The 25,060-nt window shown below is 73.4% G+C and carries 1 protein-coding gene; it reads left to right on the forward strand.

All coding sequences use genetic code 11. From position 1 onward, the window contains the following. Nucleotides 1-235: 235 nt before the first annotated feature. On the forward strand, nucleotides 236-25,021 hold the full coding sequence (locus LIV37_RS31955; RefSeq protein ID WP_476718419.1) for a type I polyketide synthase: 24,786 nt from the start codon (nucleotides 236-238) through the stop codon (nucleotides 25,019-25,021). Nucleotides 25,022-25,060: the final 39 nt, after the last annotated feature.

Here is a 25,060-nt window from a genome sequence, read left to right on the forward strand (position 1 = left end):
CTCAAAAAATTGAATACTGGGCGCATTATTTGCTCGAGATCCTTGTCGCCACCGGAATTCTCATGCACTCTGGTGAATTAACGGTGGCCATTGCGCGATGCCCCTCGGATACGGGACCCCAAAGGGATGATAGGGGTCCATAGGGGGTTTGAAGGGGTTTCTGGTCGCCCTGCCCTGTGTAAAGCTGACGTACGGTCTTGGTGTTATGTCTGCGAGGGTAATGGGGCGCGCGATGGTGAGTGAGTCCGTGGATTTCACGCCCGAGCACACCGAAAAGGGGGGTACGAGCCCGGAAGGGCCGTCCCCGTGGCGTGACCGGCTCGCCGCCCTCCCCGAGGCCGAACGCGCCGAGGCCCTCACCGCCTGGGTCGGCGAGATCGTCGAACAGGCCCTCAAGGACAAGGCGCCGGACCTCCTCGACCCCGAGCGTCCCTTCCTCGACCTGGGCTTCGACTCCCTCGCCACCGTCGATCTGCACGCCCGGCTGACCGCCGCCACCGGACTGCGGCTGCCCGTCACCCTCGCCTTCGACCACCCCACCCCCGCCGACCTCGCCCGCCATGTACGGGCCGAACTGCTCGGCGGGAACGACGACTCCGACGCTTCACCGGCCGACGCCGGAATGGGCCCGACAGCCGCCGACGAACCCATCGCCATTGTCGGAATGAGCTGCCGGTTCCCCGGTGAGGCCGGATCCCCCGAAGAACTCTGGGAAATCGTCGCGGGCGGAAAAGACGTCATCTCCGAATTCCCGGTGAGCCGGGGCTGGGATCTCGCCGGGCTTTACGACCCCGACCCGGACCGGCCGGGCAGCAGCTATACCCGCGAAGGCGGATTCCTGCACGACGCCGATGAGTTCGATCCGGCGTTCTTCGGAATCTCCCCGCGCGAGGCCCTCGCGATGGATCCGCAGCAGCGGCTGCTGCTGGAGACCTCCTGGGAGGTCTTCGAACGCGCCGGTATCGACCCCGCGATCCTCCGGGGCGGCCGCACCGGTGTGTTTGTCGGCGCCGAGACCCAGGACTACGGACCCCGGCTGCACGAGGCCGAGCAGGGTTTCGAGGGCTATCTGGTCACCGGCAACGCCGCCAGCGTCGCCTCCGGCCGGATCGCCTACACCTTCGGCTTCGAAGGCCCCACCGTCACCGTCGACACCGCCTGCTCCTCCTCCCTGGTGGCGCTCCACCTGGCCGTCCAGGCGCTGCGCGCGGGCGAGTGCACCATGGCGCTCGCCGGTGGCGCGGCGGTCATGGCCAACCCCGGCTCGTTCATCGCCTTCAGCCGCCAGCGCGGCCTCGCCCCCGACGGCCGCTGCAAGCCGTTCGCCGCCGCGGCCGACGGCACCGCCTGGGGCGAGGGCGTCGGCATGCTGCTCGTCGAGCGGCTCTCGGAGGCCCGTCGATACGGCCACCGGGTCCTCGCCGTCGTCCGGGGCACCGCCATCAACCAGGACGGCGCCAGCAACGGCCTCACCGCCCCCAGCGGCCCCGCCCAGCAGCGGGTCATCCGCCAGGCCCTCGCCAACGCGGGACTGACGGCCGGCGAGGTCGACACGGTCGAGGCCCACGGCACCGGTACGACACTGGGCGACCCCATCGAGGCCCAGGCGCTGCTCGCCACCTACGGCCGGGACCGCGAGGCGGACCGGCCGCTGTGGCTCGGCTCGCTCAAGTCCAACATCGGCCACACCCAGTCCGCGGCCGGTGTCGGCGGCATCATCAAGATGGTCATGGCGATGCGCCACGGGGTGCTGCCGCGGACGCTGCACGTGGACGAGCCGACCCCGCATGTCGACTGGACCACCGGTGACATCGAGCTGCTGACCGAGGCGCGGCCCTGGCCGGAGACCGACCGCCCGCGCCGCGCGGGCGTCTCGTCGTTCGGCATGAGCGGCACCAACGCGCACGCCATCATCGAGCAGCCGCCGGTCGAGGACGCGGAGCGGAGCGGGACCGAGGAGCCCGAGGGTGAGGGTTCCGCTGAACCCGCCCTGCTGCCCTGGGCCCTGTCCGCGAAGACCACCGACGCCCTCCAGGGCCAGGCCGAGCGGCTGCACGCGCTGCTGGAGGCCGACCCCGACCTCGCCCTCACCGACATCGGCCACTCCCTGGCCACCACCCGCGCCACCTTCGAGCAGCGCGCCGTGCTCCTCGCCGGTGACCGCGACGGCTTCCGCTCCGCCCTGCGCACCCTCGCCGACGGCGGCGACGGGCCGTCCGTCGTGCGCGGCGCCCCCGTCGCCGGAAAGCTCGCCCTGCTGTTCACCGGACAGGGCAGCCAGCGCCTCGGCATGGGCCGTGAGCTCCACGCCGCCTACCCCGTCTTCGCCGAGGCCCTCGACGACGCCTGCTGGTACCTCGAGGAGCAGCTGGAACTCCCGCTCCTCGATGTGCTCTTCGCCGAGGAGGGCAGCCCCGAGGCCGCCCTCCTGGACCGCACCGACTACACCCAGCCCGCCCTGTTCGCCATCGAGGTCGCGCTCTACCGCCTCATCGAGTCCTGGGGAGTGCGCCCCGAACTGCTCGCCGGACACTCCATCGGCGAACTCGCGGCCGCCCATGTGGCGGGTGTGCTGTCCCTGGAGGACGCCGCCGCCCTGGTCGCCGCCCGTGGCCGTCTGATGCAGGAACTTCCGGCCGGTGGCGCGGCTGGCGCGATGGTCGCGGTCCAGGCGTCGGAGGACGAGGTGCTGCCGCTGCTCGCCGGGCGCGAGGACCGGATCGGCATCGCCGCGATCAACGGCCCCCAGTCCGTCGTCGTCTCCGGCGCCGAGGAGGACGCGCTGGAGATCGCGGCGTCCCTCGAGGAGCGGGGCCGCAAGACCAAGCGGCTCACCGTGAGCCACGCGTTCCACTCCCCGCTGATGGACGGCATGCTCGCCGAATTCCGGCGCGTCGCCCAGGTGCTGGAGTACGCGCCGCCGCGCATCCCCGTGGTCTCCACCGTCACCGGGCGCGTCGCCACCGCCGAGGAGCTGTGCTCGCCCGAGTACTGGGTGCGCCATGTCCGCGAGGCCGTCCGCTTCCTCGACGGTGTGCGCACCCTGGCCGACAAGGGCGCCACCACCTTCCTGGAGCTCGGCCCCGACGCCGTGCTCACCGCCATGGCCCAGGACTGTCTGCCCGACGCCGACGCCGACGCCGACGCCGACGCCGACGGCACCGCGTATGCCGCCGCGCTGCGCGCCGGGCGCCCCGAGGCGGAGACCCTGACGGCTGCCGTGGCGCAGGCGTACGTCCGGGGCAAGAAGGCCGACTGGGCCGCCCCGTACGCCACCACCGGCGCCCGCACGATCGACCTGCCCACCTACGCCTTCCAGCGCCAGCCCTACTGGCTCAACGCCCCGGCCCCGGCCGGAACGGCGACCGAGGCCGGGCCGGGCTCGGCGGTGGACGGCCGGTTCTGGGATGTGGTGGAGCGCGGGGATGTGGCCGCGTTGGCGGCGGAGCTGGCGGTGGATCCGGGGCTTTCGCTGGGTGAGGTGTTGCCTGCGTTGTCGTTGTGGCGGCGGCAGGAGTCGGTGCGTTCGGTGGTGGATGGCTGGCGTTATCGGGTGTTGTGGCGGCCGGTGTCGGAGCGGTTGGCGGCCGGGGTGTTGGGTGGTTGCTGGCTGGTGGTCGTTCCGGGGGATGAGGCTGGGGGTGTCTGGGCCTCGGGTGTGGTGCGGATGTTGGCCGGGCGTGGTGTGGATGTGCGGGTGGTCGAGTCGGACGCGGTGGACCGTGCCGGGCTGGCGGAGGAGCTGCGTACGGCGGTCGTGGGCGGTTCGGTGGCGGGGGTGTTCTCCCTGCTGGCGGTCGGGTCCGCGTCGGGTCTGTTGCGTTCGGCTGTGTTGGTGCAGGCGTTGGGTGATGCGGGTGTGGGTGCGCCGTTGTGGGTGGCGACGCGGGGTGGGGTGTCGGTGGGGCGCTCCGATGGTGTGGTGGTGCCTGGTCAGGCTTTGGTGTGGGGGCTTGGTCGGGTGGCTGCGTTGGAGTTGCCGGAGCGGTGGGGTGGTCTGGTCGATCTGCCGGAGTCGGTGGATGAGCGTGCGTTGGGTCGGTTGGCGGGTGTGCTGGCCGGGGCCGGTGGTTCGGGCGAGGATCAGGTCGCGGTGCGGGCCTCGGGCGTCTTCGGCCGTCGGCTGGTGCGGGCGGTCGGGCCCCGCACGTCGGGCGGCGAGGGCTGGCGAGCCTCGGGTTCGGTGCTGGTGACCGGTGGTACGGGTGCGCTGGGTGCGCATGTGGCCCGTTGGCTGGTGGCGAACGGTGCCGAGCATGTGGTGCTCACCAGCCGTCGTGGGCTGGAGGCTCCGGGCGCGGTGGAGCTGCGGGATGAGCTGGCGGCTTCGGGTGCTCGGGTGACGGTTGCCGCGTGTGATGTGGCGGACCGGGACGCGCTCGCCGAGCTGCTGGCGTCCATACCGGCCGAGTTCCCGCTGACCGCCGTCGTGCACGCGGCCGGTGTGCTGGACGACGGCGTACTGGACGCGCTCACGCCCGAACGGTTCGCCTCGGTGCTCCGGGCGAAGGCCGACGCCGCGCTCCATCTGGACGAGCTGACACGCGACCTGGACCTCTCGGCGTTCGTCCTCTTCTCCTCGATCACCGGGTCGGTGGGCGCCGCCGGTCAGGGCAACTACGCGGCCGCCAACGCCTATTTGGACGCGCTGGCCGAGCGGCGCCGCGCCGAGGGCTTGCCCGCCACCTCGATCGCCTGGGGCCCGTGGGCGGACTCCGGGATGGCCGGTGACGACGCCATGGAGCGCCGGATGCGCCGCGAGGGCATGCCGCCGATGGCGCCCGAGTCGGCTGTCGCCGCGCTGGGGCAGGCGCTGGACCTCGATGACACCGCCGTGACGGTCGCGGACATCGAGTGGGAGAACTTCACCTGCACCCTCACCGCCGTCCGGCCGAGCCCGCTGATCGCCGAGCTGGCGGCGGAGGCCGGATCGGGCGCGGCGACCGGTGCCGACACCGGCAAGGTCGTCACCGACGCCGACTCCGCCTCTCCGCTCGGCGAGCGTCTGAGCGGTCTGCCGAGGGCCGAACAGGACCGCGCGCTGCTGGAGTTGGTGCGTGCGCAGGTCGCGTCGGTGCTGGGGCATGGCGGGGCCGAGGCGGTGGAGGCCGGGCGTGCCTTCAAGGAGCTGGGCTTCGACTCGCTGGCCGCGATCGAGCTGCGCAACCGGCTGAACGCGGCGACGGGCCTGCGCCTGGCCGCCACGCTCATTTACGACTACCCGAACGCCACCGTGCTCGCCGACCATCTGCGGACGGAGCTGGTGGGCTCGGATGCTGTGGCGGCGGGTGGTGTGGTGGCTCCGGGCGTCGCGGTGGCCGACGATCCGATCGCGATTGTGGCGATGAGTTGCCGTTTTCCGGGTGGGGTGCGGTCGCCGGAGGAGCTGTGGGCGCTGCTGACGTCGGGTGGGGACGCGATTGCGGAGTTCCCGTCTGACCGTGGTTGGGATCTGGCGGGGCTGTACGACCCGGATCCGGATCGTCAGGGGACGTCGTATGCGCGTGAGGGTGGTTTCCTTTACGACGCGGGGGACTTCGACGCGTCGTTCTTCGGGATTTCGCCGCGTGAGGCCCTCGCGATGGATCCGCAGCAGCGGTTGCTGCTGGAGACCTCCTGGGAGGCGTTCGAGCGCGCGGGCATCGACCCGGCCACGCTGCGCGGCAGCCGTACCGGTGTCTTCGCGGGCACCAACGGCCAGGACTACGCCGGGCTCGTCTCGACCCCGCCCGAGGGTCTGGAGGGCCATCTGGGCACGGGCAACGCGGCGAGCGTGGTGTCCGGGCGGGTCGCTTACACCTTCGGCCTCGAAGGCCCGGCGGTCACGGTGGACACGGCGTGTTCGTCGTCGCTGGTGGCCTTGCACATGGCCGTTCAGGCGCTGCGGCAGGGCGAGTGCACGATGGCGCTCGCGGGCGGCGTCACGGTGATGTCCACGCCGGAGGCGTTCGTGGACTTCAGCCGTCAGCGCGGCCTGGCCGCCGATGGCCGGATCAAGGCGTTCGCGGCCGGTGCGGATGGCACCGGCTGGGGCGAGGGCGCGGGCATGCTGCTGGTCGAGCGGCTGTCGGACGCCGAGAAGAACGGCCACCCGGTGCTGGCCATCGTGCGGGGCAGCGCGATCAACCAGGACGGTGCGTCCAATGGTCTGACGGCGCCGAATGGCCCCTCGCAGCAGCGGGTGATCCGGCAGGCGCTGGCCGGTGCGGGGCTGTCGGCCGGGGATGTGGACGCGGTCGAGGCACACGGTACGGGCACGACGCTGGGTGACCCGATCGAGGCGCAGGCGCTGCTGGCCACGTACGGGCAGGAGCGCGCCCCGGAGCAGCCGTTGTGGCTGGGGTCCATCAAGTCCAACATCGGTCACACGCAGGCCGCCGCCGGTGTCGCGGGCATCATCAAGATGGTGCTGGCCATGCGGCACGGTGAGCTGCCGCAGACGCTGCACGTGGACGCGCCGTCACCCCATGTGGACTGGTCGGCGGGGGCCGTTTCGCTGCTGACGGAGCGGGTGGAGTGGCCGGAGACCGGCCGTCCGCGCCGCGCGGGAGTGTCGTCCTTCGGACTCAGCGGCACCAACGCGCACACCATCATCGAGCAGGCCCCGGCCGTTGCGGCCCTCCCGGCCGCCCCGGTCGTCCCGGGCGAGCGGCCCGCGCCGGTTGAGCTGACCGTGCTGCCGTGGCTGCTGTCGGCGAAGGACGGGCAGGCACTGCGCGCCCAGGCCGCACAGCTGGCCACCCACCTCCGCGCCCACCCCGAACTGAGCGCGACCGACCTCGCCTTCTCGCTCGCCACCAGCCGCGCCGCGCTGGAGCAGCGCGCGGCGCTCGTCACCACGGACCGCGAGACGTTCCTGGCGGGCCTGGACGCGGTGGCCCGGGGCGAGTCCGCCTCGGGTGTGGTGGAGGGGACGGTTACTGAGGGCAAGTTGGCGTTCCTGTTTACGGGGCAGGGGAGTCAGCGGCTGGGGATGGGGCGTGAGCTGTACGACGCCTTGCCGGTGTTCGCGGATGCGTTGGATGAGGTGTGTGCGCATCTGGATCTGTATCTGGAGCGGCCGCTGCGGGATGTGTTGTTCGGGGGCGATGCGGCGGTACTGGATCAGACGGGGTTCACTCAGCCTGCGTTGTTCGCGGTTGAGGTGGCGTTGTTCCGGTTGGTTTCGGAGGCGTGGGGGCTGCGGCCCGATTTCCTCTCCGGGCATTCGATCGGTGAGTTGGCTGCCGCGCATGTGGCGGGTGTGTTGTCGCTGGCGGATGCGGCGCGGTTGGTGGCTGCGCGTGGGCGTTTGATGCAGGAGCTTCCGGTCGGTGGCGCGATGGTCGCGGTGCAGGCGTCGGAGGACGAGGTGGCGCCGCTCCTCACCGAGCGGGTCAGCATTGCCGCGCTCAACGGGCCGTCGTCGGTGGTCATCGCGGGTGATGAGGACGCGGCTCTGGAGATCGCGGCTGGTTTCGAGGCGCAGGGCCGTAAGACCAAGCGGCTCACCGTCAGCCACGCGTTCCACTCCCCGCGCATGGACGGGATGCTGGAGGCGTTCCGCGAGGTGGCCGAGGGCCTGTCGTACGAGGCGCCGCGCATCCCGATCGTCTCCAACCTCACCGGTGGCGTGGTCTCCGCCGAGGAGATCACCAGCCCGGATTTCTGGGTGCGCCATGTCCGCGAAGCCGTCCGTTTCCTCGACGGTGTGCGGACGCTGGAAGCGGAGGGTGTGACGACCTTCGTCGAGCTCGGCCCCGATGGCGTTCTCTCCGCGATGGCGCAGGAGTGTGTGACCGGCGAGGACGCCGCGTTCGCCGCCGCGCTGCGGAAGGGGCGTGCCGAGGCCGAGTCGGTGACCGCCGCCCTCGCCCTGCCACATGTCCGGGGCCAGTCCCCGGACTGGAGCGGCTACTTCGAGGGCACCGGGGCCCGGCGGGTCGAGCTGCCGACGTATGCCTTCCAGCGCACCCGGTACTGGTGGGAGGAGGCCCCGGCGGCGGAGGAGGTCGTGCCGGGCAGTGCCGTCGATGGCCGGTTCTGGGATGTGGTGGAGCGCGGGGATGTGGCCGCGTTGGCGGCGGAGCTGGCGGTGGATCCGGGGCTTTCGCTGGGTGAGGTGTTGCCTGCGTTGTCGTTGTGGCGGCGGCAGGAGTCGGTGCGTTCGGTGGTGGATGGCTGGCGTTATCGGGTGTTGTGGCGGCCGGTGTCGGAGCGGTTGGCGGCCGGGGTGTTGGGTGGTTGCTGGGTGGTTGTGGTGCCTGCCGGTGAGGCCGGAGGCGTGTGGGCCTCGGGTGTGGTGCGGGTGCTGGCCGGGCGTGGTGTGGATGTGCGGGTGGTCGAGTCGGACGCGGTGGATCGTGCCGGGCTGGCGGAGGAGCTGCGTACGGCGGTCGTGGGCGGTTCGGTGGCAGGGGTGTTCTCCCTGCTGGCGATGGTCGACGATGAGACGGGTCCGCTGCGGACGGCCGCGTTGGTGCAGGCATTGGGTGATGCGGGTGTGGGTGCGCCGTTGTGGGTGGCGACGCGGGGTGCGGTGTCGGTGGGGCGTTCGGACGGTGCCGTGAGCCCGCGTCAGGCCCTGGTGTGGGGTCTGGGCCGGGTGGCGGCGCTGGAGCTGCCCGAGCGGTGGGGCGGTCTGGTCGACCTTCCCGAGACGGCCGACGAGCGTGCGCTCGGACGGTTGGCGGGCGTGCTGGCCGGGGCCGGTGGCGAGGACCAGGTCGCCGTTCGCGGTTCGGGCGTCTTCGGCCGTCGGCTGACGGAGGCTTCCGGGACGCGGACGCGGACGCGGGCTCGGACGTCCGGCGATGAGGGCTGGCGCGCCTCCGGTTCGGTGCTGGTGACGGGCGGTACGGGTGCGCTGGGTGCGCATGTGGCGCGCTGGCTGCTGGCGAACGGTGCCGAGCATGTCGTTCTCACCAGCCGTCGTGGGCTGGAGGCTCCGGGCGCGGTGGAGCTGCGGGATGAGCTGGCGGCTTCGGGTGCTCGGGTGACGGTTGCCGCGTGTGATGTGGCGGACCGGGACGCGCTCGCCGAGCTGCTGGCGTCCATACCGGCCGAGTTCCCGCTGACCGCCGTCGTGCACGCCGCCGGTGTGCTGGACGACGGTCTGGTGGACACGCTGGACGCCGAGCGTCTGGAGCGGGTGGTGTGCGCCAAGGCCACCTCCGCGCAGAACCTCCATGAGCTCACCCGCGACCTGGACCTTTCGGCGTTCGTGCTCTTCTCCTCGCTCGCCGGGTCGGTGGGCGCCGCCGGACAGGGCAACTACGCGGCGGCGAACGCCTATCTCGACGCGCTGGCCGAGCTGCGCCGCGCCCAGGGCTTGCCGGCCACCTCGATCGCCTGGGGCCCGTGGGCCGAGGGCGGCATGGCCGCCGATGAGGCGCTGGAGCGCCGGATGCGCCGCGACGGAGTGCCGCCGATGGCGCCCGAGTCGGCGCTCACCGCGCTGGGGCAGGCGCTGGACCTCGATGACACCGCCGTGACGGTCGCGGACCTCGACTGGAACCGGTTCCTCGCCGAGTTCACCGCCGTACGGCCGAGCGCGCTGTTCGGCGAGGTGCGGGCCGCGCGTCCGGCGCCGGCCGCCGAGGGCGCGCCGCGCCCGGCCGCCACCGCCGGGACCGGCACCGGCACACTCGCGGAGCGGCTGTCCGGGCTGACGGAGAACGAACGCGCACAGACCCTGCTGGAGCTCGTGCGTACGCAGGTCGCGTCCGTGCTGGGGCACGGCGGGGCCGATGCGGTGGAGGCCGGGCGTGCCTTCAAGGAGCTGGGCTTCGACTCGCTCACCGCCGTTGAACTCCGCAACCGGCTCAACGCGGCGACCGGCCTGCGGCTGCCCGCCACGCTCATCTACGACTACCCGAACGCCACCGCGCTCGCCGACCACCTGCGCGCCGAACTGCTGGGCGCGGACGCGGCGGTGAGTGGTGGTGTGGTGGCTCCGGGCGTCGCGGTGGCCGACGATCCGATCGCGATTGTGGCGATGAGTTGCCGTTTTCCGGGTGGGGTGCGGTCGCCGGAGGAGCTGTGGGCGCTGCTGACGTCGGGTGGGGACGCGATTGCGGAGTTCCCGTCTGACCGTGGTTGGGATCTGGCGGGGCTGTATGACCCGGATCCGGATCGTCAGGGGACGTCGTATGCGCGTGAGGGTGGTTTCCTTTACGACGCGGGGGACTTCGACGCGTCGTTCTTCGGGATTTCGCCGCGTGAGGCTCTCGCGATGGATCCGCAGCAGCGGTTGCTGCTGGAGACCTCCTGGGAGGCGTTCGAGCGCGCGGGCATCGACCCGGGTGCGCTGCGCGGTCAGCAGGTCGGTGTCTTCGCCGGGACCAACGGCCAGGACTATCTGTCGCTGCTGATGCAGGCGCCCGAGGGTCTGGAGGGCCATCTGGGCACGGGCAACGCGGCGAGCGTGGTGTCCGGGCGGGTGGCGTACACCTTCGGTCTCGAAGGCCCGGCCGTCACGGTCGACACGGCCTGCTCGTCCTCGCTGGTGGCGCTGCATCTGGCGGTGCAGGCGCTGCGGCAGGGCGAGTGCACGATGGCGCTCGCGGGTGGCGTCACGGTGATGTCCACCCCCGAGAACTTCATCGACTTCAGCCGTCAGCGCGGCCTGGCCGCGGATGGCCGGATCAAGGCGTTCGCGGCCGGTGCGGATGGCACCGGCTGGGGCGAGGGCGTGGGCATGCTGCTCGTGGAGCGGCTGTCGGACGCGCGGCGCAACGGCCACCCGGTGCTCGCGGTGGTCCGGGGCTCGGCGATCAACCAGGACGGTGCGTCCAATGGTCTGACGGCGCCGAACGGCCCGTCCCAGCAGCGCGTCATCCGGCAGGCGCTGACCAGCGCCGGGCTGACGACCGGCGATGTCGATGTCGTCGAGGCACATGGCACGGGGACGACGCTGGGTGACCCGATCGAGGCGCAGGCGCTGCTGGCCACGTACGGGCAGCAGCGGGAGGCCGAGCGGCCGTTGTGGCTGGGGTCCATCAAGTCCAACATCGGTCACACGCAGGCCGCCGCCGGTGTCGCGGGCATCATCAAGATGGTGCTGGCCATGCGGCACGGTGTGTTGCCGCAGACGCTGCACGTGGACGCGCCGTCACCCCATGTGGACTGGTCGGCGGGGGCCGTTTCGCTGCTGAGCGAGCGGGTGGAGTGGCCGGAGACCGGCCGTCCGCGCCGCGCCGGTATCTCCTCGTTCGGCATCAGCGGCACCAACGCGCACACCATCATCGAGCAGGCCCCGGCGGTCGACGCACCGGCCGAGGCACCCGAGAAGCGGAACGGCCTCGGCGGACTTCTGCCGTTCGCCCTGTCGGCCAAGAACGCCGAAGCGCTGCGGGAGCAGGCCGCGCGGCTGCACACTCACATCGCGTCGCGGCCCGAGTCGGCGCCGCTCGACCTCGCCCACGCCCTGGCCGTCGGCCGCGCCGCCCTGGAGCGGCGTGCGGTGCTGAGCGTCCGCGACCGGGACGAACTGCTGCGGACACTCGATGCGCTGGCCCGGGGCGAGTCCGCCCCGGATGTGGTTGAGGGGACGGTCGCTGAGGGCAAGTTGGCGTTCCTGTTTACGGGGCAGGGGAGCCAGCGGCTGGGGATGGGGCGTGAGCTGTACGACGCCTTCCCGGTGTTCGCGGATGCGTTGGATGAGGTGTGTGCGCATCTGGATCTGTATCTGGAGCGGCCGCTGCGGGATGTGTTGTTCGGGGGCGATGCGGCGGTACTGGGTCAGACGGGGTTCACTCAGCCTGCGTTGTTCGCGGTTGAGGTGGCGTTGTTCCGGCTGGTTTCGGAGGCGTGGGGGCTGCGGCCCGATTTCCTCTCCGGTCATTCGATCGGTGAGTTGGCTGCCGCGCATGTGGCGGGTGTGCTGTCGCTGGCGGACGCGGCGAAGTTGGTGGCGGCTCGTGGCCGGTTGATGCAGGAGCTTCCGGCCGGTGGCGCGATGATCGCGCTGCAGGCGTCCGAGGACGAGGTGGCGTCGCTGCTGACCGAGCGGGTTTCGATCGCCGCCCTCAATGGTCCGACTTCCGTCGTCGTCGCGGGTGATGAGGACGCGGCGCTGGAGATCGCTTCCGGTTTCGAGGCCGAGGGCCGTAAGACCAAGCGGCTCACGGTCAGCCATGCGTTCCACTCGCCGCGTATGGACGGGATGCTGGAGGCGTTCCGTGAGGTGGCGCAGGAGCTGACCTACGAGGCCCCGCGCATCCCGATCGTCTCCAACCTCACCGGGAACGTCGTCTCCGCAGAGGAGATCACGACGGCCGACTTCTGGGTGCGCCACGTCCGCGAGGCCGTGCGCTTCCTCGACGGTGTCCGGACCTTGGAGGCCCAGGGCGTCACCACCTACCTCGAACTCGGCCCCGATGGCGTCCTGTCCGCGATGGCGCAGGAGTGCGTGGCCGACTCCGCGTCCGACTCCGACTCCGCGTCCGGCTCCGCCTTCGCCGCCGCCCTGCGCAAGGACCGTCCCGAGCCCGAGGCGCTGCTCGCGGCCGTCGCACGCGCGCATGTCCGTGGTGTGACGCCCGACTGGGCGGCCGTGTTCGCCGGTGCGGGGGCCGCCCCCGTGGACCCGGCCGAGCTGCCCACCTACGCCTTCCAGCGCACCCGGTACTGGCCCAGCGCCGCCGCCCTCGCGGCGGGTGACCCCGAGTCGATCGGGCTGGGCGACATCGACCATCCGCTCCTCGGCGCAGCCGTCGCGCTCGCGGACGCCGACGGCCTCCTGCTCACCGGGGTCCTCTCCACCCGTACCCACCCCTGGCTGGCCGACCACGCGGTCATGGACACCGTGCTGCTGCCCGGCACGGCCTTCGTCGAGCTGGCGAGCACGGCGGGCGCCCAGGTCGGCTGTGAGCGGCTGGACGAACTGACCCTCGAAGCACCGCTCGTGCTGCCCGAGCACACCGGGGTACGGGTGCAGCTCGTCGTGGACGGGCCGGACGAGTCCGGCCGCCGCTCCTTCAGCCTGCACTCGCGCCGTCAGGACGCGCTCGGCACCGAGCCGTGGACACGCCACGCCACCGGTGTGCTCGCCCCCGGTGTCCGGGTGTCCGAGTCGGACCAGACCGATGAACTGGCCGTATGGCCGCCGCAGGGCGCGACGCCGATCGCGGTCGAGGGGCTGTACGAGGAGCTGGCGGGGGCGGGCCTCGGCTACGGGCCGGTGTTCCAGGGGCTCAAGGGCGCCTGGCGGCTCGGCGAGAACCTCTACGCCGAGGTGGGCTTCCCCGAGGGCGCGCCGCTGACGTCGGGCGCCGAGGCCGAGCGGTTCGGGCTGCACCCGGCCCTGCTCGACGCCGCGCTGCACGTCATCGGCCTCGACAGCGCCGACCGCGAGTCGGCGCCGGCCGAGGGCGCGCTGCTGCCGTTCGCGTGGAACGGCGTACAGCTGCACGCGGCCGGTGCCGGTGCGCTGCGGGTGCGGCTGTCCGAGCGGTCGTCGAACGCGGTTTCGCTGCTGGTGGCAGACGGCACGGGCCGTCCGGTGGCCACGGTCGAGTCCGTGGCGCTGCGGGCGGCCTCGGCCGACCAGGTGCGCGCGGCGCGCGGCGGGCTGCACGAGTCGCTGTTCCGGCTGGACTGGACGGCGGTTCCGGCGCCCGCGACCGGCGCGGTCACGGGCGACTGGGCGGTGCTCGGCGCTGACGCCGCCGAACTGGCCGTGCTGGAGGGCGCGTTCGGGCCCGGGGCGCGGCTCGCCGCGTACCGCGATCTGGCGGTGCTGCGGACGGCCGTGGAGTCCGGGGCACCCGCGCCCGACACCGTCCTGCTGAGCGCCACCGGTGGCGACGGCGGCGCACCGGCCGTGCACGAGGCCACGCGGACCGTGCTCGCCCTGCTCCAGGAGTGGCTGGCCGATGAGCGGTTCGCCGGGTCGCGGCTGGTGCTGCTGACCCGGGGCGCGGTGGAGACCGAGCCGGGCACGGGTGTGGCGGATCTGCCGTACGCCGCCGTGCGCGGTCTGTTCCGCTCCGCGCAGTCGGAGAACCCGGGGCGGCTGGCGCTGCTGGACGTGGACGGCGAGGAGGGCTCGTACCGTACGGTGCCCGCCGCGCTCGGCGTGGACGAGGCGGAGCTGGCGCTGCGCGCGGGCGTGGCGCTCGCACCACGGCTGGCGCGGGTGCCGGTCACGGCTGACGCGGACGGCGAAAACAGCGCGGAAACCGTCGCCGTCCCGTCGTACGACCCCAACGGCACCGTATTGATCACCGGTGCCACCGGAACCCTCGGCGGCCTCTTCGCCCGCCACCTCGTCACCGTCCACGGCGTACGCCACCTGCTGCTGGTCAGCCGGCGTGGCGCCGACGCCGAGGGCGCCGAGGAGCTGGGCGCCGGGCTCACGGCGGCCGGTGCCACCGTCACCTGGGCGGCCTGCGATGTGGCCGACCGCGACGCGCTCGCCGCGACCCTGGCCGCCATCCCGGCCGAGCATCCGCTGACCGCCGTGGTGCACACGGCGGGCGTGCTGGACGACGGCGTCCTCGGCTCGCTGACGCCCGAGCGGGTGGCACACGTGCTGCGCCCCAAGGTGGACGCGGCGCTCAACCTGCACGAGCTGACGCTCGACCACGAGCTGTCCGCGTTCGTGCTGTTCTCCGGTGCCGCCGCTGTGTTCGGCGCGCCTGGGCAGGCGAGCTACGCCGCCGCCAACTCCTTCCTGGAGGCCCTTGCCGGGCACCGGGTCGCCCAGGGACTCCCGGCCACCGCGCTGGCCTGGGGCCTGTGGGCCGGTGCGGGCATGGGCAGCGAGCTGGACGAGGTGGACCTGCGGCGCATCGCACGCGGCGGGGTCGCCCCGATCGCCGCCGACGAGGGGCTCGCGCTCTTCGACGCGGCCCGCGCCGACGGTTCCGCCGTGTTGTTCCCGATGCGGCTCGACTACGCGGGGCTGCGCACCGAGGCCACGGTGGCCGGGACCGTACCGGCCCTGTTCCGGGGCCTGGTGCGGACTCCGGTCCGGCGGGCCGCCGCCACGGCCGCCACCGCCGACGGCTCCTCGCTCGCCCAGCGCCTCGCCGGGCTCGCGCGGCCCGAACAGGACCGTGAGCTTCTGGAGTTGGTGTGCGGCCGGGTCGCCGCGGTGCTCGGTTACGCGGGCCCGGACGCGGTCGAGGCCGGGCGGGCGTTCAAGGAGCTGGGCTTCGACTCGCTCACCGCCGTCGAACTCCGTAACGACCTCAAGACCGTCACCGGGCTGCGGCTCCCGGCGACGCTCGTCTTCGACTACCCGACCCCCACCGCCCTCGCCGGCCATCTGCGCGAGGAACTGCTGGGCGCCGAGGAGACCACCGCGCCGCAGGTCCCCGTACGGACCGGGGCGGCCCCGGCGCTCGACGACGACCCGATCGTCATCGTCGGCATGAGCTGCCGCTACCCGGGCGGGGTGCGCACCCCGGAGGAGCTGTGGGAGCTCGTCGCCACCGGTGGCGACGGCATCTCCGGCTTCCCCGTGGACCGTGGCTGGGACCTCGACGGCCTCTACCACCCGGACCCCGACCACACGGGCACCTCGTACACCCGCGAGGGCGGCTTCCTGCACGACGCGGCCGACTTCGACCCCGACTTCTTCGGGATCTCGCCGCGTGAGGCGCTGGCGATGGACCCGCAGCAGCGGCTGCTGCTGGAGACGTCTTGGGAGGCGTTCGAGCGCGCGGGCATCGACCCGGCGCGGGTGCGCGGCAGCCGTGTCGGCGTCTTCGCGGGCGTCATGTACCACGACTACGTGACCGGCCTCGACGGCATCCCCGACGGTGTCGAGGGCTACATCGGCACCGGCAACGCGGGCTCCATCGCCTCCGGCCGGGTGGCGTACACCCTCGGCCTCGAAGGCCCGGCGGTCACCGTGGACACGGCGTGCTCGTCGTCGCTGGTGGCGCTGCACTGGGCGATCCAGGCGCTGCGCGCGGGCGAGTGCACGATGGCGCTGGCCGGTGGTGTGGCGGTCATGGCCACGCCCGAGACGTTCATCGACTTCAGCCGTCAGCGCGGCCTGGCCACGGACGGCCGCTGCAAGTCGTTCGCGGCCGGTGCGGACGGCACGGGCTGGGCCGAGGGCGCGGGCATGCTGCTCGTGGAGCGGCTGTCGGACGCGCGGCGCAACGGCCACCCGGTGCTGGCGGTCGTCCGGGGCTCCGCCATCAACCAGGACGGTGCGTCCAATGGTCTGACGGCGCCGAACGGCCCGTCCCAGCAGCGCGTCATCCGGCAGGCGCTGACCAGCGCCGGGCTGACGACCGGCGATGTCGATGTCGTCGAGGCGCATGGCACGGGTACGACGCTGGGCGACCCCATCGAGGCGCAGGCGCTGCTGGCCACGTACGGGCAGCAGCGGGAGGCCGAGCGGCCGTTGTGGCTGGGATCCATCAAGTCCAACATCGGTCACACGCAGGCCGCCGCCGGTGTCGCGGGCATCATCAAGATGGTGATGGCCATGCGGCACGGTGTGCTGCCGCAGACGCTGCACGTGGACGCGCCCTCGCCGAACGTCGACTGGGAGGACGGCGCGGTCTCGCTGCTGACCGAGCGGGTGGAGTGGCCGGAGACCGGCCGTCCGCGCCGCGCCGGTGTGTCGTCATTCGGCATCAGCGGCACCAACGCGCACACCATCATCGAGCAGCCGCCGGCCGTCGAGGAGCGCGAGGACGCGGCGGCGCGGCCGTCCGCCGTACCGCCGGTGCTGCCGTGGCCGCTGTCGGCCGTGGGCGGCGACGCGCTGCGCGACCAGGCCCGCCGCCTGCGCGACGGGCTGCACGACCGGCTCCGCGCCGCCGACGAGGACGTGGACCTGGCCGCCATCGGCTACACCCTCGCCGCCGGGCGCACCGCCTTCGAGGACCGCGCGGTGCTGGTGGCCGACGGCAGCGACGGCTTCCTGCGCGCCCTGGACGCGCTGGCCTCCGGCGAACCGGCCACGGGCCTGGTGCAGGGCTCGCCGGTGGCCGGGAAGCTGGCCTTCCTGTTCACCGGGCAGGGGAGTCAGCGGCTGGGGATGGGGCGTGAGCTGTACGACGCCTACCCGGTGTTCGCGGAGGCCTTGGACGCGGTCTGCGATGAGCTGGACGGGCACCTTGAGCGGCCGTTGCGGGATGTGTTGTTCGGGGGCGATGCGGCGGTATTGGATCAGACGGGGTTCACTCAGCCTGCGTTGTTCGCGGTTGAGGTGGCGTTGTTCCGGTTGGTTTCGGAGGCGTGGGGGCTGCGGCCTGACTTCCTTTCCGGGCATTCGATTGGTGAGTTGGCTGCCGCGCATGTGGCGGGTGTGTTGTCGCTGGCGGATGCGGCGCGGTTGGTGGCTGCGCGTGGGCGTTTGATGCAGGAGCTTCCGGTCGGTGGCGCGATGGTCGCGGTGCAGGCGTCGGAGGACGAGGTGGCGCCGCTGCTGACGGAGCGGGTGTCGATCGCGGCGCTCAATGGGCCGTCGTCGGTGGTCATCGCGGGTGATGAGGACGCGGCTCTGGAGATCGCGGCTGGTTTCGAGGCGCGGGGTCGTAAGACCAAGCGGCTCACCGTGAGCCATGCGTTCCATTCGCCGCGTATGGACGGGATGCTGGAGGCGTTCCGCGAGGTGGCCGAGGGGTTGTCGTACGAGGCTCCGCGCATCCCGATCGTCTCCAACCTCACCGGGAACGTCGTCTCCGCAGAGGAGATCACGACCCCCGACTTCTGGGTGCGCCACGTCCGCGAGGCCGTGCGCTTCCTCGATGGTGTCCGGACGATGGAGGCCCAGGGCGTCACCACCTACCTCGAACTCGGCCCCGACGGTGTCCTCACCGCCATGGGCCAGGACTGCCTGGCCGAGGGCGGCACGGCAGCGGGCTTCGTCGCCGCCCTGCGTGGTGGCCGACCCGAGGCCGAGGCCGTCACCACCGCCCTCGCCGCCCTGCACACCCGAGGGCTCGCCCTGGACTGGGAGGCGTTCTACGCCGGAACCGGCGCACGGCGCGTGGAGCTGCCGACGTACGCCTTCCAGCGGCGGCGCTACTGGCTTGACGTACGGACCGCCACCGCCACCCCCGGCGCCACGCCTCAGGACGCGGTCGACGCCCGCTTCTGGGAGGCCGTCGAGCGCGCGGACCTGGCTTCGCTCGCCGAGACCCTGAACCTCGGCACCGAGGACAACGGCGCGCTGGAGGCCCTGCTGCCCTCGCTGTCGTCGTGGCGGCGGCAGCAGTCGGAGCGTTCGACGGTGGACGGCTGGCGCTACCGGGTGTCGTGGAAGCCGGTCACCGACCGTTCCGCCGCGTCGTCGCTGAGCGGCGGCTGGCTCGTGGTGGTACCGGCCGAGGCGGCCGAGGACGCCTGGGCCGCGGCTGCCGTACGGATGCTGAACGACCGTGGCCTCGACGTACGCCACGTCGAGCTGACCGCCGACGACGACCGCGCCACGGTGGCCGAACGGCTGGCCGGGGCCGTCGGCGACGCGCCCGTGACCGGCGGTGTGCTCTCCCTGCTGGCCTTCGCAGACAGTGATGGCAATGGCAATGGCGACGGCGATGTGCTGCTGCGGACGGCCGCGCTGACACAGGCCCTGGGTGATACGGGCATCGGCGCGCCGCTGTGGGTGGCCACGCGGGGAGCGGTGGCCGTGGGCCGTTCGGACGGAACGGTCAGCCCCGCTCAGGCGCGGCTGTGGGGTCTGGGCCGGGTGGCCGCGCTGGAGGTGCCCGAGCGCTGGGGCGGTCTGGTCGACCTCCCCGAGACGGCCGACGAGCGTGCGCTGGGACGGCTGGCGGAGGTGCTGGCCGGTGCCGGTGCCGGTGCCGGTGTCGGTGCCGGGGTTGGCGGCGGTGCCGCTGCCGGTGGCGAGGACCAGGTGGCGGTGCGGGCGTCGGGCGTGTTCGGACGCCGCCTCGTCCGGGCCTCCGCGCCCGCGTCCGTGCTCGCGCCCGCGTCCGCGTCCGGCAGTGGCTCCTGGACACCGGGCCCCGGTACGACCCTGGTCACCGGCGGTACGGGCGCGCTGGGCGCGCGGGTGGCCCGCTGGCTGGTCGCGGGCGGTGCCGAGCATGTGCTGCTCACCAGCCGCCGTGGCCTCGACGCCCCAGGCGCCGCCGAGCTGCGCGATGAACTCGCCGCCTCCGGCGCGCGGGTGACGGTGGCCGCGTGCGATGTGGCCGACCGGGACGCGCTCGCGCGTCTCCTCGCCGGTGTCCCGGCCGAGCTGCCGCTGACGGCCGTGGTGCACACGGCCGGGGTGCTGGACGACGGCGTACTGGACTCGCTCACCCCCGAGCGCTTCACGAGCGTCCTGCGTGCCAAGGCGGCCGCCGCGGCCCATCTCGACGAGCTGACGCGCGATCGGGAGCTGTCGGCCTTTGTGCTGTTCTCCTCGATCAGCGGCACGTTCGGCGCCGCAGGACAGGGCAACTACGCGGCCGCCAACGCCTATGTGGACGCGCTCGCCGAGCGGCGGCGCGCCGAGGGCCTGCCGGCCACCTCGATCGCCTGGGGCCCGTGGGCCGAGGGCGGGATGGCCACGGACGGGGCACTGGAGCAGCGTCTGCGGCGCGGTGGACTGCCGCCGCTGGACGCCGAGTTGGCGCTCGGCGCGCTTCAGCGGGCGCTCGACCTCGACGACACGGTGGTCACCGTCGCGGACATCGACTGGGACCGGTTCGCACCGGACTTCACCGCCGGGCGGCCCAGCCGTCTGCTCGCGGACCTCCCGGAGATCCGCGCGGCGGCGGAGGCCACCGCCACCGCCACCACGCCCGCCGCCGACGGCTCCTCGCTCGCCGCCCGGCTGGCCGGGCTGGGCGAGGCGGAGCGGGACCGGCTGCTGCTGGACCTGGTCCGTGCGCAGGTGGCCGCGGTGCTCGGGCACGACGGCTCGGAGTCCATCGGCGCCGACCGGGCCTTCGGCGAGCTGGGCTTCGACTCGCTGACCGCCGTCGAGCTGCGCAACCGGCTCGGTGCCGCCAGCGGTGTCCAGCTGCCCGCGACCCTGGTCTTCGACTACCCGACGGCCTCCGCCCTCGCGGGCTATCTGCGCGGCGAGCTCATCGGGACCGGCACCGCCGCCGACGCCTCCCGCCCGGCTTCAGTGATGGCCGCCGCCGATGACGACCCGATCGCCATCGTCGCCATGAGCTGCCGCTTCCCGGGCGGGGTGCGGTCGCCCGAGGAGCTGTGGCAGCTGCTCGCCGGGGGCGGGGACGCCATCGCCGAGTTCCCGGCCGACCGCGGCTGGGACCTGGACGCGCTCTACGACCCGGACCCGGACGCGCGCGGCACCTTCTACGCCCGCGAGGGCGGATTCCTCTACGACGCGGGCCACTTCGACGCCGCGTTCTTCGGGATCTCGCCGCGTGAGGCGCTGGCCATGGACCCGCAGCAGCGGCTGCTGCTGGAGACCTCGTGGGAGGCGTTCGAGCGCGCGGGCATCGACCCGGCCACGCTGCGCGGTACCTCCGCCGGGGTGTTCGTCGGCTCCAACGGGCAGGACTACGACGCCTCGCTGCACACCGTCCCCGAGGGGGTCGAGGGCTACCTGGGCACGGGCAACGCGGCCAGCGTGGTCTCCGGCCGGCTCGCCTACACCTTCGGCCTTGAGGGCCCGGCGGTCACCGTCGACACGGCGTGCTCGTCGTCGCTGGTGGCGCTGCACTGGGCGATCCAGGCGCTGCGCCAGGGCGAGTGCTCGCTCGCGCTCGCGGGCGGTGTGACGGTCATGTCCAGCCCCGGTGCGTACATCGAGTTCAGCCGTCAGCGCGGGCTGGCCCCGGACGGCCGCTGCAAGGCGTTCGCGGCGGGCGCCGATGGCACCGGCTGGGGCGAGGGCGTGGGCATGCTGCTCGTGGAGCGGCTGTCGGACGCGCGGCGCAACGGCCACCCGGTGCTGGCGCTCGTCCGTGGCTCCGCCATCAACCAGGACGGCGCCTCCAACGGTCTGACCGCGCCCAACGGCCCCGCCCAGCAGCGGGTCATCCGTCAGGCGCTGGCCGGTGCGGGCCTGTCCGCCGCCGAGGTGGACGCGGTCGAGGCCCATGGCACCGGCACCCGGCTGGGCGACCCGATCGAGGCGCAGGCGCTGCTCGCCACCTACGGCCAGGAGCGGGACGCGGAGCGGCCGCTGTGGCTGGGCGCCATCAAGTCCAACATCGGCCACACCCAGGCCGCGGCGGGTGTCGCGGGCGTCATCAAGATGGTGCTGGCGATGCGCCACGGGGTGCTGCCGCGCACCCTGCACGTGGACGAGCCGTCGTCGCATGTGGACTGGTCTGCGGGCGCGGTCTCGCTGCTGACGGAGCAGGTGGAGTGGCCGGAGACCGGCCGTCCGCGCCGCGCCGGGGTCTCCTCGTTCGGCTTCAGCGGCACCAACGCCCATACGGTCCTGGAGCAGGCACCGGTCCACGACGAGACCGCCCAGGCACCGGTCCACGACGAGGCGGATGACAGCGCACCGCGGCGCCCGCTCGTCCGCCCCGATGTGGTGGCCTGGCCGCTGTCGGCCAAGGGCGAGGACGCGCTGCGGGCCCAGGCCGAGCGGCTCCGCGCCCACCTCCAGGCCGACACCGGGCTCGACGCGCGGGACGTGGCGTACTCGCTGGCCACCACCCGCTCCACCCTGGAGCACCGCGCGGTGGTCCTCGGGCCGGACCGGGACCGGCTGCTCGCCGGGCTGACCGCCCTCGCGCGCGGCGAGTCCGCGGCGCAGCTGGTCCGGGGCGTGCCCGCGGAGGGCCGCACCGCCGTGCTCTTCACCGGGCAGGGCAGCCAGCGGCTCGGCATGGGCCGTGAGCTGTACGAGGCCAGCCCGGTCTTCGCGGAGGCGCTGGACGCGGTCTGCGCCGAGCTGGACCGGCACCTGGAACGGCCGCTGTACGACGTGCTGTTCGGGGCCGACGAGGAACCGCTGGGCCGGACCGGGTTCACCCAGCCCGCGCTGTTCGCCGTCGAGGTGGCGCTGTTCCGGCTGGCCGAGGCCGCCGGGCTGCGGCCGGACGTCCTGACCGGGCACTCCATCGGTGAGCTGGCCGCCGCCCATGTGGCCGGGGTGCTGTCGCTGGAGGACGCCGCCACGCTGGTGGCCGCGCGCGGCCGGCTGATGCAGGAACTGCCCTCCGGCGGCGCGATGATCGCGCTCCAGGCGGCGGAGGACGAGGTCGAGCCGCTGCTCACCGAGCGTGTCGGTCTCGCCGCGCTCAACGGGCCCACGTCGGTGGTCGTCGCGGGCGACGAGGACGCGGCTGTCGCGATCGCGGCGTCGTTCCAGGAGCGGGGCCGCAAGACCAAGCGGCTCACCGTGAGCCACGCGTTCCACTCCCCGCTGATGGACGGCATGCTCGCCGAGTTCCGCAAGGTCGCCGAGGGGCTGACCTACAACGCGCCGCGCATCCCGATCGTCTCCACCGTCACCGGACAGCAGATCTCCGACGAGCTGGGCATGGCCGCCGACTACTGGGTGCGCCACGTCCGCCACGCCGTCCGCTTCCTCGACGGGGTCCGCGCCCTGGAGGCCCAGGGCGTCACCACGTACGTCGAACTGGGCCCGGACGGGGTGCTGTCCGCCATGGCGCAGGACTGCGTCACCACCGGGGACGAGGGTGCCGGGGGCGAGGGCGCCGGGGACGTGGCCTTCGTGCCCGTGCTGCGCGCCGGGCGCCCGGAGCCGGAGACGCTGACCGGCGCCCTCGCCACACTGCACGTCCGGGGCGCGGCGCTGGACTGGGAGGCGCTGTTCGCCGGGACCGGCGCCCGCCGCGTCGAGCTGCCCACGTACGCGTTCCAGCGGCGGCGGTACTGGCTCGATGGCACCCCGCGGCACACGCCCGGCCGGGAGGCCACGGACCTCGACACGGCCGGTGCCAGGTTCTGGGAGGCGGTCGAGAGCGACGACCTCGCCTCGCTGTCGGACGCGGTGGGCATCGACGTGGACCAGCCGCTCAGCGCGCTGCTTCCGGCGCTGTCCGCGTGGCGGCGCCGCGAACGCGAGCGGTCCGTGCTCGACGGCTGGCGCTACCGCGTCACCTGGAAGCCGCTGGAGGAGCCCCGGCTCGCCGCCGTCCCCGGCGTCTGGCTGGTCGCCGAACCGGCCGGGGCCGCGGGCCACGCCGACACCGTGCGGCGTGTCGTGGCCGCGCTGGCCGACCGGGGTGCCGACATCCGGCGCGTCGCGGCCGATGGTGGCGACCTCGACCGGGACGCGCTGGCCGAGCGGATCCGCCGGGCCGCCGCCGACGAGCCCGTGCACGGGGTGCTCTCGCTGCTCGCGCTGGACGAGCGTGCGCACCCCGACCACCCCGCCGTGCCCACCGGGCTGCTGCGCACCGGAGTGCTGGTGCAGGCGCTCGGGGACGCGGGCCTGGCCGCCCCGCTGTGGTGCGCCACCACCGGCGCCGTCGCCACCGCAGCATCGGAGCCGGTCGGCAGCGCCGCACAGGCGCAGATCTGGGGCCTGGGCCGGGTGGTCGCGCTGGAGCACCCCGAGCGCTGGGGCGGTCTGATCGACCTGCCCGCGACGCTCGACGAACGGGCCGCCGACCGGCTGGCCGGTGTGCTCGGCGGACACGGTGACGGCAACGGCGACGAGGACCAGCTGGCGATCCGTACGGCGGGAGTCCTGGCCCGCCGCCTCGCCCACGCCGAGCGCGCGCACGCCACGCGCGCCGACGCCGACCGTGCCCACGCCAAGGGCGCCCCGGCCACCGGCGCGCCGTGGCGGCCGCGTGGCACGGTCCTGGTCACGGGTGGCACCGGCGCGCTGGGCGCCCATGTGGCCCGCTGGCTGGCGGAGAACGGCGCCGAGCATCTCGTGCTCACCAGCCGCCGTGGCCCCGACGCCCCCGGCGCCACCGAACTGCGCGAAGAACTCGCCACGTCCGGCGCCCGGGTGACCGTCGTCGCCTGCGATGTGACCGACCGGGACGCGGTGGCCGGGCTGCTGGCCCGGATCCGCGACGACCACCCGCGGCACCCGCTCACGGCGGTCGTGCACACGGCGGGGGCCGGGCAGTTCGCACCGCTCGCGGAGACCACCCCGGCCGATGTCGCCGATGTGGTCGCCGCCAAGGTGGCGGGCGCGGCCCATCTGGACGCGCTGCTCGGCGACACCGAGCTGGACGCCTTCGTGCTCTTCTCCTCGATCGCCGCCGTGTGGGGCAGTGGCGGCCAGGGCGCCTACGCGGCCGGAAACGCCTTCCTCGACGCACTGGCCGAACAGCGCCGGGCCCGCGGCCTCACCGCCACCTCCGTGGCCTGGGGCCCGTGGGCGGACGGCGGGCTCGTCGCCGACGACGAGACGGCCGAGCAACTGCGCCGCCGTGGCCTGCCGGTGATGGCCCCGCACTCCGCCGTCGCCGCACTCCAACAGGCGCTGGACCGGGACGAGACCGCCGTGGCCGTGGCCGACGTCGACTGGGGCCGCTTCGCCCCCGCCTTCGCCGCGGCCCGCCCCCGTCCGCTCATCGCCGATCTGCCCGAGGTGCGTGCCGCCTTCGCGGCGGACCCGGCGGAGGGCCCGGGCGGCGGCGGTTCGGCCGACGCACCGGCGGAGTCCCTGCGGCAGCGGCTCGCCGGGCTCACCGGGCCCGAGGCCGAGAAGGCCCTGCTCGACCTCGTCCGTACGGAGGTCGCCGCCGTCCTCGGACACGACGACACCACGGCCGTCCAGGCGGGCCGGGCCTTCAAGGAACTGGGCTTCGACTCCCTCACCGCCGTCGAACTCCGCAACCGGCTCAACGCGGCCACCGGACTCCAGCTCACCGCCACCCTGGTCTTCGACCATCCGACGCCCAGCGCGCTCGCCGGTGTGCTGCGCGCCGACCTCCTCGGCCAGGACACCACACCCGGGCTCCCCGTCCTCGCCGAAATCGACAAGCTGGAATTCACCCTTTCCAACGTCTCCGACGACGCGACAGAACGCGAGCGGGTCACCGCGCGCCTCGAAGCGCTGTTGCGGACCTGGAACGAGAACGAGAGCGCGGCGGGCGCCGACGGCGCCGACGACGATGAACTCGATCTCGACGCCGCCTCCGCCGAAGACATCTTCGACATCATCAACAATGAATTCGGAAGGTCCTGACGTGATGACCGCCCTCAATTCAACCGACCTCAGGAGGTG

The organism is Streptomyces rapamycinicus NRRL 5491 (assembly GCF_024298965.1).
Taxonomy (GTDB): domain Bacteria; phylum Actinomycetota; class Actinomycetes; order Streptomycetales; family Streptomycetaceae; genus Streptomyces; species Streptomyces rapamycinicus.